Source organism: Bartonella sp. MU70NMGDW, assembly GCF_042194085.1.
GTDB lineage: Bacteria > Pseudomonadota > Alphaproteobacteria > Rhizobiales > Rhizobiaceae > Bartonella > Bartonella grahamii.
On sequence record NZ_JBHIMK010000043.1, the window covers coordinates 1 to 15,171 of the forward strand.

At 38.3% G+C, this 15,171-nt stretch carries 15 protein-coding genes; 13 read left to right on the forward strand and 2 right to left on the reverse strand.

What is annotated here, in order from left to right; genetic code table 11:
- Both ACFIKE_RS05455 and ACFIKE_RS05460 read right to left on the reverse strand, forming a co-directional pair.
- Positions 1–198: EexN family lipoprotein (locus ACFIKE_RS05455; protein ID WP_375648603.1), on the reverse strand; the 198-nt coding region annotated here is incomplete at its 3' end.
- Positions 199–1,255: 1,057 nt separating this feature from the next.
- On the reverse strand, positions 1,256–1,996 hold the full coding sequence (locus tag ACFIKE_RS05460; protein ID WP_375648596.1) for a hypothetical protein: 741 nt from the start codon (positions 1,994–1,996) through the stop codon (positions 1,256–1,258).
- Between the two features lie 399 nt (positions 1,997–2,395).
- Here ACFIKE_RS05460 and ACFIKE_RS05465 point away from each other — a divergent pair, with 399 nt between their 5' ends.
- The 13 genes from ACFIKE_RS05465 (at position 2,396) to traG (ending at position 15,135) form a co-directional block, all read left to right on the forward strand.
- Positions 2,396–2,716 carry a TrbC/VirB2 family protein gene (locus tag ACFIKE_RS05465; protein WP_375648597.1) on the forward strand — a complete coding sequence of 107 codons (321 nt, stop codon included), beginning with the start codon at positions 2,396–2,398 and terminating at the stop codon, positions 2,714–2,716.
- Positions 2,717–3,025, forward strand: a complete 309-nt coding sequence (locus ACFIKE_RS05470) for a type IV secretion system protein VirB3 (RefSeq protein ID WP_375648598.1) — start codon at positions 2,717–2,719, stop codon at positions 3,023–3,025.
- A 22-nt stretch (positions 3,026–3,047) separates the two neighbouring features.
- Positions 3,048–5,402, forward strand: a complete 2,355-nt coding sequence (locus ACFIKE_RS05475; protein ID WP_375648599.1) for a VirB4 family type IV secretion/conjugal transfer ATPase — start codon at positions 3,048–3,050, stop codon at positions 5,400–5,402.
- Positions 5,399–5,920 carry a type IV secretion system protein VirB5 gene (locus ACFIKE_RS05480; protein ID WP_375648600.1) on the forward strand — a complete coding sequence of 174 codons (522 nt, stop codon included), beginning with the start codon at positions 5,399–5,401 and terminating at the stop codon, positions 5,918–5,920. The genes ACFIKE_RS05475 and ACFIKE_RS05480 overlap by 4 nt, the downstream gene beginning before the upstream one ends.
- On the forward strand, positions 5,907–6,884 hold the full coding sequence (locus tag ACFIKE_RS05485; protein ID WP_375648604.1) for a type IV secretion system protein: 978 nt from the start codon (positions 5,907–5,909) through the stop codon (positions 6,882–6,884). The genes ACFIKE_RS05480 and ACFIKE_RS05485 overlap by 14 nt, the downstream gene beginning before the upstream one ends.
- A gap of 210 nt (positions 6,885–7,094) precedes the next feature.
- Positions 7,095–7,397, forward strand: a complete 303-nt coding sequence (locus ACFIKE_RS05490) for a type IV secretion system protein VirB7 (RefSeq protein ID WP_375626383.1) — start codon at positions 7,095–7,097, stop codon at positions 7,395–7,397.
- The gene (locus tag ACFIKE_RS05495; protein ID WP_273788313.1) at positions 7,351–8,055 is read left to right on the forward strand and encodes a virB8 family protein; all 705 of its coding nucleotides are present in this window, start codon (positions 7,351–7,353) and stop codon (positions 8,053–8,055) included. Before ACFIKE_RS05490 ends, ACFIKE_RS05495 begins: the two co-directional genes overlap by 47 nt.
- Positions 8,052–8,918, forward strand: a complete 867-nt coding sequence (virB9, locus tag ACFIKE_RS05500; RefSeq protein WP_375626385.1) for a P-type conjugative transfer protein VirB9 — start codon at positions 8,052–8,054, stop codon at positions 8,916–8,918. The genes ACFIKE_RS05495 and virB9 overlap by 4 nt, the downstream gene beginning before the upstream one ends.
- Positions 8,911–10,071 carry a type IV secretion system protein VirB10 gene (gene virB10, locus ACFIKE_RS05505; protein WP_375648601.1) on the forward strand — a complete coding sequence of 387 codons (1,161 nt, stop codon included), beginning with the start codon at positions 8,911–8,913 and terminating at the stop codon, positions 10,069–10,071. Before virB9 ends, virB10 begins: the two co-directional genes overlap by 8 nt.
- Complete coding sequence (gene virB11 / locus ACFIKE_RS05510) at positions 10,068–11,138, forward strand: P-type DNA transfer ATPase VirB11 (protein ID WP_015856713.1); 1,071 nt, start codon at positions 10,068–10,070, stop codon at positions 11,136–11,138. Before virB10 ends, virB11 begins: the two co-directional genes overlap by 4 nt.
- Positions 11,139–11,203: 65 nt before the next feature.
- Positions 11,204–11,419: an antitoxin VbhA family protein gene (locus ACFIKE_RS05515; RefSeq protein WP_015856714.1), complete on the forward strand. Its 216-nt coding sequence runs from the start codon at positions 11,204–11,206 to the stop codon at positions 11,417–11,419.
- Positions 11,420–11,429: 10 nt separating this feature from the next.
- Entirely contained in the window at positions 11,430–13,064 is a 1,635-nt protein-coding gene (locus ACFIKE_RS05520) for a BID domain-containing T4SS effector (protein WP_375648602.1), read from the forward strand.
- 154 nt (positions 13,065–13,218) lie between these two features.
- On the forward strand, positions 13,219–15,135 hold the full coding sequence (gene traG / locus ACFIKE_RS05525) for a Ti-type conjugative transfer system protein TraG (RefSeq protein ID WP_375626392.1): 1,917 nt from the start codon (positions 13,219–13,221) through the stop codon (positions 15,133–15,135).
- Positions 15,136–15,171 lie beyond the last annotated feature (36 nt).

Sequence of the window (15,171 nt, forward strand, 5' to 3'; positions counted from 1 at the left end):
AAGCTTTGGCGAGAAAAACATTTCAGTATCTGCTTGTAAAACATTTTTACAATTTTTAGATTCCTTAACAGCTTGTCCTGAAAGAAAACACTTCTTTCCCCATTCTTCCCTTAATTTTGCATCTTTCTTAAAATCCTCTACGCTATAAGTTTTTTCACACCCCACAGCGAATAATAGAGCCATGCATAATAAAATAATTTTTTTTCATTTTACCCTCTTTAAATACCTTATCTGTTAACATCATCCCCCAAATGGGTGTTAAGTTTTCATACTGTATGAGAAGACAGCCTTACTATCACTTACTTGCTTTCAAAGTGAGCACTCTGAGTAAAATAACGTAAGAAGAACTCACGACAGCCATCGTATGAGTTTGTCATAAAATATAATGAGAAGGAAAAAGCCCAAACTGAGTAAAAATGACAAAATCAGAAGACGCACTAATGTTTTTTTCCAACTGATTTCAAATAGTGACATTGCGATAGGAACCGCGCCCCTCACCCTATAGAAAGCCTATGAGCATTATAACGCTTAGTATCACGATCAATAGACTACAAAGCCATTACAAAAAAGTATGAGCTCTTTTTACCTATTCGTATGTTGATTATTGTTTCCCCCATCGAATGCTTAAATAAAAACATCTTGTAATATATAGAAAACAATCAACAATGCAAATCATTTTTACGAAGATTTCTTCGTGTGGAGTCTGTTTGAAATCCATCTTTTAGAAGTCTGAATTTAGAAGCAGATAATTATGAAAGCTTTTCAAGGAATGAAACAGTTTGATCACTCTTAAAGAAGTAAAAAAACGTGATCCAATCCTGAAGACAAAATTCTGATGAAAAAACTTTTGCTAGGAATTCTTTTAAGGCACTGTAAAATATTCTATCCGTTATATCAAACGTTACGCCATTTTGGGATCTATTCATTTTTCACTTTTATCAACTCTGCTCTAGAAATCCATTTCTTGAGCATTTTTATCGTCTCATTTTCTCCTTCAAACACAAATACTCAAAAACGTTTTGCCACCAAAAATGAAATTTTCCTGCTTTTATAAAACACATAAGTAAAAATAGAAGAGCGATTTTGAGAGCCCCCCCCCTTGAAAATGGAAATATTATCCATTTACTTCACAAGCGGAAATAATCTCACGGTTTATTCAAACTTTCCCTATGGTCTTTTGCCCTATGCTCTGGTGCAATTTTATTGATAAAGTTTTCTCTATAAAAATTTAAGTAAATATGTTCGTTAAAGCCAATCACGGATTTTCAAAGGGGTTGTAAGATCCATTATCTCGTCTCCATTTTAAAGGTTCAGTGAAATCACTTGACCAAAGACCAATCTTGTTGTTGCGTGCTTTTTCTTCCGCATGATGGTACTGAGTTGGAATAGGATCTTTTCCCTCTTTTGAGAGTACCAACATACCTTCTGTAAGACCTGCCTCAGCTAAATCAACCCCTTGAACAAAACATTGCGCATAATAAACACCATTGTGCATCACAGCCTGTTTACAGGATAAATCCTGCCCAAGTGTTTTGGTGACAAGCCAAGCTGTTGTAACCGCACCACAGGGCCATTCTTGATCATTTAATCGTGCTTTTTGGCGTGGTGCACATGTGTCTACACCATAAAGATGAATATCACGGGTGATATATGAGCGCCAAGATTGTGCAGCAGGCGTCAGTAATTTAAATGTAACCCCACTTGTAACAGAGGCCTTACCATGAAAAACAACAGCATTATTTGCAACATCGTTTGATAAAACACTCTTCTGTAAATCGAGAGCTGGTTCTTTTTTTTCTAATTGCTGTTTGGTGAGAGATTTAACCAACTTTTCTTCTTCTCGATTTTTTTCTTCTCGATAAAGATTGAGAATATCTTGTATATCTTGCATCTCAAATGTTTTAAAAATGCTAAAATCTATTTTATCTTTATACTGGCTTAATCCCCACACTATGGAGCCCATAATGTAAATAATAACAATCAATTTAAATAGCATTTCTTAACACGCTCGCTCAAAAAATTCATTGTTTTTCTATCCTTTCACATTATTTATCACCAATCCCCTTGTTTTTAAAGAAAAAAATCCAAATATCTGTGTTGCATATTAACTACATTTTGTAAAGAATAATATTCCTTCTTGCATTGTTTTAATATTGTTGTCTTTACCAACGCATACAACTTAAAATTGCCATTTTCATGTAACACAATCCCAATTTGAAAAGACTTCTGTCTCTTTAAGAAAAAGCGTTTGAGAGTGAACAGATCCACTATCAAGGCTTTTAAAACAAACAAACGAGGAGAATTAAGCTGTTATCAAATGAGAGCATTCTCCAGTTTGTTAGAGGAAATGGAATGTCGACATATGAACAAATATTATTTGTTAAAGAGAGGTAAAATGACAGATAATAGATTCCAAAACATCATTTTTATCGTGACCATGCTGCTTTTTACGGCAGTTTTTGTATCTGATCTTTCTTATGCTGCTCCTACTGCTAGTGGAGGTGGTCTGGGAAATCTTGATGGTGTTTTAGGCAACATTGTCGCAATGATGACGGGTGCAACGGCAAAGCTTATTGCAATTATATGTGTTGCTGCTGTGGGTATTGGCTGGATGTACGGCTTTATCGATTTACGCAAAGCAGCTTACTGTGTTCTTGGTATTGCTATTGTTTTTGGTGCCCCTACTCTTGTCAGTAAATTAGCGAGCACAGCATAAATGAACGAAGATACTCTTTTCCTTGCCTGTACACGACCGTCCATGTTTGCCGGTGTCACAATGGAAGCGATGACGCTCAATGTCATGGCGACATCCGTTCTTTTTATTTTGACGAGTGGTTTTACCGTGATTGGTTTTGGTATTGGGATGCACTTTATTTTGCGTGAAGTGACAAAGCATGATCACAACCAATTTCGTGTATTGTTTGCTTGGCTCAATACCCGAGGAAAACAAAAAAACCTCAACCGATGGGGAGGAGGTTCTACCTCCCCCTTGCGCCTTATCCGCACTTATGAGGAACTAAGCTGAAGGAACCAAGCCGGTGAAACAGATGTCAATAATGAAACGGGAAACTTTGCCTGAAGAATATATTCCCTATATACGCTATATCAACCAACATGTCGTTGCTTTAAATTCACGCTGTTTAATGGTTGTGATGGCTGTTGAGGGCGTAAATTTTGACACTGCGGATATTGATCAATTAAATTCTTTACACAACCAATTAAACACCCTTTTAAAAAATATTGCAGATGAACGAGTTGCTTTATATTCTCACATCATCCGCCGCCGTGAAACGATCTACCCAGAAGGTCATTTTCTTTCATCTTTTGCAACAACATTAGATGAAAAATATAAAAAGAAAATGGTTTCGCAAGAACTGTATAGAAATGATCTGTTTATTTCACTGCTTTGGAATCCCGCAGTAGATAAAACAGAACAACTGGTTTCATTTTTTCAGCGCTTGAGTAAAGCGAAGAAAACACAATCTGAACCCGATGAGGAAGCTATTCGTAAACTCGAAGAGTTAAGTCAAGACCTTATGCAAGGTTTAGAAGAGTATGAAGTCCGTCTGCTATCAATCTATGAACATGAAGGTATTTTATTTTCTGAACAAAGTGAATTTCTCCACCAGCTGGTGGGGGGAAGACGTGAGCGTATTCCTCTCACATTTGGAACTATTGCTTCAACGATTTACTCGGATCGTGTTATTTTTGGGAAAGAAATTATCGAAATTCGCCATGAAAGTAATGAACGCTTTGCTGGCATGTTTGGATGGAAAGAATACCCTTCTAAAACACGCCCTGGTATGACTGATGGTTTGCTTACGGTACCATTTGAATTCATTTTAACACAATCCTTTGTCTTTAAAAGTAAGGCGGCCGCCGGTGCGATTATGAGCCGCAAGCAAAATCAAATGATCAATGCAGCTGACCGTGCTAGTTCACAAATTGATGCACTCGATGAAGCGCTAGATGATTTAGAATCAAACCGTTTTGTTTTGGGCGAACATCACATTTCTTTAGCTGTTTTTGCTGATCATCCCAAAATATTGTCTGAAAACTTATCAAAAGCACGTTCCCATTTAACCAATGGGGGAGCCGTAATTGCCAGAGAAGATTTAGGATTGGAAGCAGCATGGTGGGCACAGCTTCCTGGAAACTTTAGTTATCGTGCGCGTTCAGGTGCCATTACCAGTAGAAACTTTGCCGCTTTATCGCCCTTCCATTCTTTCCCTGTTGGCAAACTAAACGATAATGTTTGGGGAGCTGCTGTCGCATTGCTAAAAACACAGGCAGGTTCACCTTACTATTTTAATTTTCATTATGGCGATCTTGGAAATACGTTTGTTTGTGGTCCATCGGGATCTGGTAAAACAGTAATTGTTAATTTTCTTCTTGCACAATTACAAAAACACAATCCAACAATGGTATTTTTTGACAAAGATCAAGGAGCAGAGATTTTTGTACGAGCTGGAGGAGGGAAATATAAACCTCTAAAAAATGGGCAGCCCACAGGGATTTCTCCCTTAAAGGGCATGGAATACACTGAAAAAAATAAAATCTTTCTTCGTAATTGGATCTTAAAGCTGGTAAGCGCTGAAGGGCAAATCGTAACAGAAGAAGAGCGACAAGATATCGCCAAAGCCATCGATTCTTTAGAAAACTTACCCCCAACACAACGTTCTCTTGGTGCACTTCAACTGTTTTTTGACAACACATCAAAAGAAGGTATTGCCATACGACTACAACGCTGGATTAGGGGCAATGATTTAGGGTGGGTTTTTGATAATGATCAAGATGATCTCAATTTAAACGCACAGTTCATTGGATATGACATGACCGATTTCTTAGACAATGAAGAAATTCGGCGCCCCTTGATGATGTATCTCTTTCACCGCATTCTTGATTTGATTGATGGGCGGCGCATCATTATTGTCGTTGATGAATTCTGGAAAGCTTTGGAAGATGATTCATTCAAAGCTTTTGCGCAAGATCGGCTAAAAACAATTCGTAAACAAAATGGCATGATGCTCTTTGCAACACAAAGCCCTAAAGATGCTTTGAACTCAACAATCGCGCACACAATTATTGAGCAATGCCCCACCCAAATATTTTTTCCAAATCAAAAAGCAAATTACAATGATTATGTCGAAGCTTTCAAACTTACTGAGCGTGAATTTGAGCTGATACAGTCAGAATTAAGCAGAGAATCTCGCCGTTTTCTCGTCAAACAAGGACAAAGTTCCGTCGTTGCAGAACTTAACTTACGTGGAATGAATGATGAGATCGCCGTTTTAAGCGGCACAACAAAAAACATTGAACTCATGAATGAAATTATCAACGAATATGGAGCAGACCCTGACAAATGGCTGCCCATATTTTATCAAAGGAGAAAAAATCAATGAAAAAATATGGCTTAGTTACACTGTTATCTTTTTCTTTTATTTCTCATGCAATATCACAAACGACACTCGATGCGGATGAATATTATAAACAAGCACTCGAGAATACACAAAAATTAGATGCTGCAAAATCAGAAACAGCTGAAAGCGTATATAAAACTGCAACTGAAACTGCAAAAAAAATTAAAGCAATAAGTCATCAACTTGAACAACTTAAGTCACAAACAGATACAACAACAACAGAAGCTGTAAAAAAACCTAGCCTTGAAGAATTGCAGAAGCTTCAAGCTCTTCAACAAGAGCTTCAAGTAAAACTTTCTCTTCTTCAAGCCGATCTTCAAGTGGCTTCTTTAAAACTTCAGTCTCTTGATATGATTCAAGCAAGAGATACGAAAACAAAAGACGAAATGCGTGAAGAAAAGGAACAACAAAAACATAAATACCTTGAGGCACAATTAAAAGAAAAAGAAAAAAAATTAAAAGAAAAACTTGAAAGTACGAGTACAAATGTCAGACTTTAGTTTTTCTCCATTTGAAAGCGTTTCTGGGTATATTTTAACCCCTCTCGATAATGTGATGGACACAACGGTGAGAGGGTTATCTTCTGCTATTTCAGCGCCCTTAAATCTCGCCGCAATCATTTTTATCTTTCTTTATGGCTATAATGTTATGACAGGTCGCGTTGCGCTTTCCATGCATAGTCTTCTCAATAATGTTGTTAAAATCGTTGTTGTGACAACAATGGCAACGAATGCGGATACATTTAATACTTATGTCAAGGATATTTTCTTCAATGATTTATCCAACGCTATTGGGAATGCGCTTAACAGCAATCCTGCAAGCTCCAATGTTTTTGATTATATTTTGTTAAAGGCAAATACTCGCTATCAAGAAGTTTTATACAATGCTTGGTTTTTTGAAAAGATCGTTGTGGGACTTCTTGGTTCTATCATGCTTTTAGCCGTTATTCTTTTTTGTATAGGTGGTTTTATTGTACAAATGTTTGCACAAGTTGCTCTCGTAATGATTATAGGTCTTGGTCCTCTATTCATTAGTTTATATTTGTTTAATGCAACGCGAAAATACACCGATGCATGGATTACAACTTTGATCAATTTTACCATTTTACAGGTTCTCGTGATCATGCTTGGAACAATTATATGTCAAGTTATCCTACAGGTTCTCAAAGTTTCATATGAATCAATCTATGTTCTTTTCCCCCCTGTCCTCGTCATTTCGATCATAGGGGTTATTATCTTCCGTGCGCTTCCCGGTATTGCAACAGCGCTGGCCTCTGGCGGACCATACTTTAACACTGGTGTCTCTTCAGGAGGACAGGTTTTCACAATGCTTGCCAATGGTGCAAGAACGAGTGCGAATACAGTAAAAAATGCCGCTTTACAAATCTCAGGTGCTGCCGGTAACGCTTCTAAAGGCGCGGCAGCAAAAGCAGGAAGATCTGGAGGTGGTCGTGGTCGGTTTTAAGATAAAGAACCTCTTTAAAAGAATAAGCACTTTTGTTTTAGCCTTGCGTGCGCCCTTTGGCGCACGCGCCATGGTCCTGTTCCAGATAAGACCTAACATCTTGGGTCTTACAACAAAACCAATCAAAGTCTTGCATCACATAGACTTGTAAAAGTGTCCAAAATAAAGGCTCTCATGCATTGTATTCCAAGATATTTGTGAGTTCAAAAAATGAAACGAAAAATAACTTTTGTTATGGTCCTAACAATCGCTCTTACTGGTTGCGCCTCTTTGAGTGGCCCCAAAAAACCACCACGCTGTAATGGCAAACATACACGTGCTTTAAATAAAGATAAGTGGAATTGGGACAATCAAAACGTTGTCCACCCAGAAAAGAGCGTAAAGACTGTTACAACTCCTATCATTCTCAATACTTTGGAAAGTGAAAAAGCAACAGCCAATTCAGCTTTATTAAAGCCGGTTATTCATGAAGCACGATCTGATAAAACTGTGGAGGTTACGCGTGAAAAGTGATGCCCTTGAAGAATATATAAAAGAAGCCCGCTCATTTGACATTGATCGCATGCATAGCATGCGCGTGCGAATGAAAATTTCCATGGCTTTAACAGTGCTTTTTGGATTGATGACGATTGCGCTGGCTTTAGCTGTCGCAGCTTTGACGCCTTTGAAAACGGTAGAGCCTTTTGTTATCCGCGTTGATAACTCAACAGGCATTATTGATACTGTAAGCGCCCTCAAAGAATCCCCTAACGACTATGATGAAGCGATAACGCGTTATTTTGCCAGCCAATATGTTCGTGCCCGTGAAGGTTTTCAAGCATCCGAAGCAGAAAACAATTTTCGCTTAGTTTCTCTTTTATCTTCTCCAAAAGAACAAAACCGTTTTGCAAAATGGTACGCGGGCAATAATCCAGAAAGTCCGCAAAATATTTATCATAACATGATTGCTACCGTCACAATCAAATCAATCTCTTTTATAAGCAAAGATCTTATCCAAGTTCGTTACTATAAAACGGTCAGAGACTTTAATGAAAAAGAAAATATTTCCCATTGGATTTCAATCTTAAATTTTTCCTACGTGAACGCACACATTTCAACATCTGACCGTCTCATCAACCCACTTGGTTTTCAAGTATCGGAATATAGATCTGATCCAGAGGTGATAAAATGATCAGACTTTTACAAACAATCTTTTTAATTTTTACGATTACTCTCAGCTTTCACACAGTCCTCTCATTTGCGGAAACAGCACCTGTCAGTGCACGTAAAGATAACCGCATCAGATTTGTCAATTATGACCCTTACAATGTTGTGCAAATCATTGGCTCCATTCGCTCTTCAGTTCAGCTAGAATTTGCCGACGATGAAGAAGTAACCTATGTAGGAATTGGAAATTCCGTTGCTTGGCAAGTTGCGCCGGCTGGTCACTTTGTTTTTCTCAAGCCGCGTGAAGTCCAACCTGTGACCAATTTACAAATTGTCACAAGCCGCCAAGATGGTACACAACGCTCTTATCAATTCGAGCTGCAAGTCCGTGAAGGCGATGTTTCAGCCGGCAATGAGACGTATTTCTTGGTAAAGTTTCGTTATCCAGAAGATGAAGCCTTACGTAAGAAATTAGCCGAAGCAGAAAAAGCAAAACAACGTGAAGAAAACTTTGTCAATGATGTTTTAAATATCCATGAAGATTTCGGACCACGCAATTGGGCTTATGAAGCCCAAGGCTCATCCCTCATTGAACCTGCGTCTGTCTATGACAATGGAAAAACAACAACCTTTACCTTTTTAGGCAACATTGAAATCCCTGCCATTTACATTGTATCGCCTGATGGGCAAGAAGCTCTTATTCCCAAATCGATTAAAGGCAACAAAGTTATTGTTCATGCAACAGCTGCACAATTCACGCTACGGCGTGGGAATGAAGTATTGTGCATCTTTAATAAAAGGTTCGTACCAGAAGGAATTAACCCTGAAACAGGTACGACATCACCATCTGTACAACGTAAAGTGAACCTAGGAAGCAGCCATGAATAACACCGTGGATGAAAAAAGCATTAATGATCGCGATACAATAAAAAATGCTCAAGGAAAAAGTCAACAGAACAATGTAGGGAAAGCTATTGCTCTTATTATTCTTTTCAGTGTCTGTCTTTATTTAGCCTATTCAACACTTGTTACAGAAAAAAAACAACCAATTGAATCTTCAAAAGAAGGAAAAGTTATAAAACAAACAGAGCTTTTTCGCCCTGCAAAGCCTACCCCCTCCCCCCTTGAACAGCCTCAACGAAATAACGCTCTATTGCCAAAAGTCGAGCTACCAACACCAAACATCAATCAATTAAATTCTGATGACTCACTTCTGGAAGCAGCACAACGTGCTCCTGTATTAGCTTATGCAAATACACAACAAGGCAAAATAGATTCACAAACAAATAATGGTGTATTGCCTCACCAACTTGAAAGTAAACCTGATGAAACAACACAACGTTTTAATCATCTTCTCAAACCCACAGTGCTTGAAGGTATTCGTGCTTCAACCCTTGGCAATCGAAACTACATCATCGCGATGGGAACTTCTATCCCTTGTATTTTAGAAACAGCCATCAACAGTGATCAACAAGGTTTTGCCAGTTGTATCGTCTCCAGAGATATCTTATCAGACAATGGTCGTGTTGTCCTTCTTGATAAAGGCACCCAAATTGTTGGTGAATATCGCGCCGGCTTGAAAAAAGGCCAAACACGTCTCTTTGTGCTATGGAATAGAGCAAAAACCCCTAATGGTATCATTATATCCTTAGCTTCACCTGCAACAGACAGTTTAGGGCGTTCTGGTATAGATGGAGATATTGATAACCATTGGCTCGAGAGGATTGGATCTGCGCTTCTTGTCTCCCTGATAAAAGATGCGACAAACTATGCCAATAAACGTTTAGCAAAAAAACAAGAAAAAGAAGAAACTGAAACACTCTCTTCAGGACAAAACATCGCAAACATTCTCGTAGAAAATTACGCCAATATTCCTCCAACATTATCCAAAAACCAAGGGGAAATGGTGAATATCTTTGTTGCCCGCGATTTAGATTTTTCCAGTGTCTATAAATTGAAAGTCATCGAAAACAAAAAACAGATTACCAATCGAGCTGTTTCAAGAAACTTTTACAAAAATTCTGTGATACCTTTAAAATGAACTCAAACTTACATACCATGAGCGATGAAACCATCGCGATTGTTCTCACAAAACTTGAACCAATCCGTGCTTTTTTGAAAGATGAAAGTCTTTTTGAAATTGTTATCAATCGTCCCTATCAAGTAATGACGGAAGGTATTGATGGATGGAAAACAATAGAAGCACCGGCTCTCTCTTTTAATGAGCTTATGGGGATTGCGAAAGTTGTCGCATCCTATTCCAAGCAAAACATATCAGACAAGAATCCAATATTATCGGCTACTCTGCCAGGTAATGAGCGCATTCAAGTTGTTATTCCGCCGGCTGTCGAAAAAAACACGATTAGTATGACAATTCGCAAACCATCATCGCAGAGTTTTTCTCTCGAAGAGCTCGCGAATAAAGGTCTGTTTTCACTGTGTGAACAGATATCTTTCACGCCATTGAATGATTATCTTTCTCGTTTTAACGAACTCAAAATCATCGAGCATAACTTAGCTCATGCCTACTGCAATAAAGACTTTGTCTCCTTTTTAAATCAAGCTGTAAAATGCCAGAAAAATATTTTAATTGCAGGAAAAACTGGTTCGGGTAAAACAACATTATCAAAAGCATTAATCGCCAAAATTCCTCAAGAAGAGCGTATTATTACCATTGAAGATACACAAGAATTGGTGATACCGCACCCTAATCATGTCTCGATGTTCTATTCAAAAGATGGACAAGGCTTAGCCTCTGTTGGACCCAAAGAGTTGCTTGAATCATCTTTACGGATGCGTCCTGATCGTATTCTTTTGCAAGAACTTCGAGATGGTACAGCCTTTTATTATATCCGCAATGTCAATTCAGGTCATCCAGGTTCCATTACAACGGTTCATGCCTCAACAGCCCTTGCTGCCTTTGAGCAAATGACCCTTTTGGTCAAAGAAAGTGACGGAGGAGGTGATTTAGAGCGTGATGATATTCGAGGACTGTTGATTTCAATGATTGATATCATCATCCAATGCAAACGGGTTGAAGGAAAGTTTAAGGTCACAGAAATTTATTATGATCCCTTCAAACAACGAAACATCTTTGGAGGAGACTAAAAGAAGATCACATCGGTTGCTAAAGGCTCTTTTAAAGCAACGATTGCACATAAAAGGAAAAATGCATGAAAACCAAAGCAACAGAAAACAGCGAAAACCTTTTACCTATGACAGTAGAAGAATTAAAACAACGCCGTGAAGCGGTTGAAGCAGCCATCAGCACCCATGCAATAGAGGGAATAGCGCTACATTCCAAAACGCTAAAAATTTTAGAAGAATATGCAAGGGGGAATATTTCACTCGAGGAATTTAATACTCTCATGGACAACGTAACATTATAAGGAAGCTACGATGCCGAAAGCAAAAGAAAAAACAAAAAATATACAGACAGTTTCTCCTCATCATTATGTCTACCCGAACACCACAACACTCAAAAATAAATATGGAATAAAAAACTTTAAATCCTTTCTGGAGAAATGCTCGCATGATACAGCAAAAGCGATGGTTAATCTGCGTGCAGCCCCCCTACCAGAAAAATTTGATACCTCCTATCTATGCTCTATTCATTATCAGTTATTTAAAAATACCTTTGAATGGGCTGGTCATCTTCGCCATCTTCCCTTTACATTTGAAGATGGTACCACAGCCGCTATGCCCGAAATGAAAAGAACAGGATGGGAAAATCCTTTTGCACTCGGTGATGAAATCCCTGAAGGTTTACAAAAATTAGATCAAACACTTGCCGAAAAAGATAATTTGCAAGGCTTAACGCGTGAGAAATTTAACTCTGAAGCAATAAGTTTATTTAACTTCCTTAACCAGCTCCATCCTTTTAGAGAAGGCAACGGACGTACACAACGGGTCTTTTTTGAAAAGCTCGCTCAAGCAGCAGGCCATCAGCTTGATTTTTCACTTGTTACAAAAGAACGCATGATGCTCGCCAGTGTTGCTGTAGCAGAAAATGGTGATCTAGAACCAATGCAACATCTATTTGAGGATATCTCTAATCCCAATAAAATACTTCTTTTAAAGGAATTCATGAACAACATGAAAGAACTTGGGCGCAATGTTAATGATCGTCCCGTTATGGTTGCAAAAGAAGGTGAAACCTACACAGGAATGTATAGAGGTGCTGGTTATGATAGCTTTGCATTCAATGTGAAAGGGGCTTATATCATCGGCAATAAAGAGCATCTCACACCAGAACAACTCAAAACATTAAAACCCGGTGACAAATTTACCTTTACAGTTCCAAAAACAAAAGAGCTTGAAAGCATTCTCATTCCAGAAGAAAGATTAGCTCCTTTGACAGAAAATAAAAAAGCCGAAATGGTTTCAGAAGATTCTTGCGTCCACGCAAGCCTAAAACAGGTCCAGAAATTGGCAAAAATTGTTTATGGTAAAGAAAAAATATTAGATAAACAGATGCTAGAGATCATCAAAAATCCAAGCTTAGGCCAACAGCTCGCCAACCAGATTGAAAGAGCACCGCACTCTGTTTCTCATCTTGCAGGTTTCAGTTTATGTGGACTACAAAATCAAGCACGTGCAAACGCTAAAAATCATCTTGAGATGCTCTGTACTACCGTTGCAAATTTCGCCCATGCTGTAAAACATGCGGAGAAGGAAATTACTCAAGAACATGCAACAGAACAAAGTCGTCGTGCAAAAATAGTAAAAATGCCAAGCAAAAGCTTACAAGAGCTCTTCACCTTGCCAAAAGAATTACAGCAAGAAGCTTTAGCAAAAAATCCTTTACTTCAAAAAGAGCTTACCGACTTTGTAAAAAACATCAATAGCCGTCTCTCACTAACTGAACATAAAGCTGTCAAAAATAATGAGTATGAAACACTGGCTCAAAGCATTGGTGTATCAGAAAATAAAGCCAAACAAATTACACAAACCGTTAAGCAAGCCAAAGAGCTACATCAGCAAACACAAGTATGCACAATGCATCGTTCCAAAGCATTTGCTATGGCTTGCTAAGAATGGATAAAAGCTTCCTCCTTTATAAGAAGGGCTCATAAACGAGAACTGTTTGGCGTCATCTGCGCTTTTTCAAAAAAGAGAGAGTTTAATATCACACACCTGAAAAAAGAGCTTTTCGCAGCATCGTCTGATAGAATTGAAAGTAAATACAATGAAATATACCAAGACACAAATGGTACTCATTTTAACACCAATCGCTTTAGGTGCTTTAACGATATTCTTTGTTCCTCATTTTTTGTTGTTTATAACAAATGGACTAAAGAGCAATCAAATTTATTGGACACTTCGTTCAGAACCTTTACTAGTCTTAGCACTAACAGCTGCTGTGTCATTGTTTTATAGTCTCTCGCAAAAGCTGCACTTACGTAAAGGAATTACTTTCGTTTCCCTTATCTTTTTTGGAACCGCAGCTCTTTATTATATTGGTGGAGAAATAAAACGTTTAAGTCCCTATGTTGGACAACAAGGAATAACGTGGAATTATGCGCTTCAATTCATGGACCCCATGGTTGTCTTTGGCATCATCATTGGTGTTTTTTTTTCCGTTATTCAATTGATAACAACCTCTCCACCTAAAAATAAGGTCAGGCGAGCAAAAAAAGGTGTGTTTGGTGAATCCGCGTGGATGAATTTAAGAGAGGCAGCGAAAATTTTTCCTGCCAATGGGCAAATTGTTGTGGGTGAAAGATACCGTGTTGATCAAGATAATGTGTGCAAAATTCCCTTTGCACCTGGCAATAAAACAACATGGGGAAAGGGTGGGACGGCCCCTTTGCTAACCTTTAATCTTGATTTTGGCTCAACTCATATGATCTTTTTTGCTGGTTCTGGTGGCTATAAAACCACAAGTACAGTAGTTCCTACGTGCTTAACCTATCCAGGGTCTATTATTTGTCTTGATCCTTCAACAGAAGTTGCCCCAATGGTCAAATTTGCGCGTCAAAAGATGGGGAATAGAAATGTCATTGTTCTCGATCCCAATTCATTTTTAACAAAAAATTTTAATGTCATCGATTGGCTTTTAGACGACAGCGTACCACGAACACAACGCGAAGCAAATATTGTAAGCTTTTCTAAGTTGCTTCTTACAGATAAAAAATCAGACAATTCTTCAGCGGAATATTTCTCGACACAAGCTCATAACCTTTTAACAGCTCTTCTTGCTCATGTTATATTTTCTGATGAATATAAAGACAACGAGCGCAATTTAAAAACATTGCGTGGAATTCTCTCTCAATCAGAAACAGCTGTTGTCAATCAACTACGTATGATTCAAGAAACAACACCTTCTCCTTTTATTCGCGAAATGGTTGGCATTTTTACAGAAATGGCAGAGCAAACCTTTTCAGGAGTCTATACAACCGCATCAAAAGACACTCAATGGCTTTCTTTGTCCAATTACGCAGATCTTGTCTGCGGAGATGATTTTTTTTCCTCAGATATTACAAATGGCAATACAGATGTTTTTCTCAATCTCCCCGCAAGCATTTTAAACAGTTATCCAGCTATTGGACGCGTGATTATTGGCGCCTTTCTCAATGCCATGGTTACAGCAGACGGTAACTATAAAAAGCGTGTTTTATTTGTCTTAGATGAAGTTGATCTTCTAGGCTATATGAATATTTTAGAAGAAGCGCGCGATCGTGGACGTAAATACGGTACATCCTTAATGCTTTTTTATCAATCTTCTGGTCAGTTGGTCAATCACTTTGGAGAAGCTGGAGCACGTTCATGGTTTGAAAGCTGCTCCTTTGTCAGCTATGCTGCCATTAAAGACTTCCAAACTGCCAAAGACATTTCAGAACGCTGTGGACAAATGACCGTTGAAGTAACCGGAACAAGCAAATCAAGAGGCTTATCTTTAGGAAAGGGTTCATACAACGTCAATTACCAACAAAGAGCTCTGATTTTACCCCATGAAGTTATTCAAGAAATGCGTCAAGACGAACAAATTATCCTTATGCAAGGACAACCTCCTTTGCGATGTGGTCGCGCTATCTATTTCAGAAGAAAAGAAATGTTAGCCGCAGCTGCAAAAAACCGCTTTGCCCCACAAAAGAAAAACTAACCTCCTCTTATGAGATCTTGACTATGAAAAGAACAA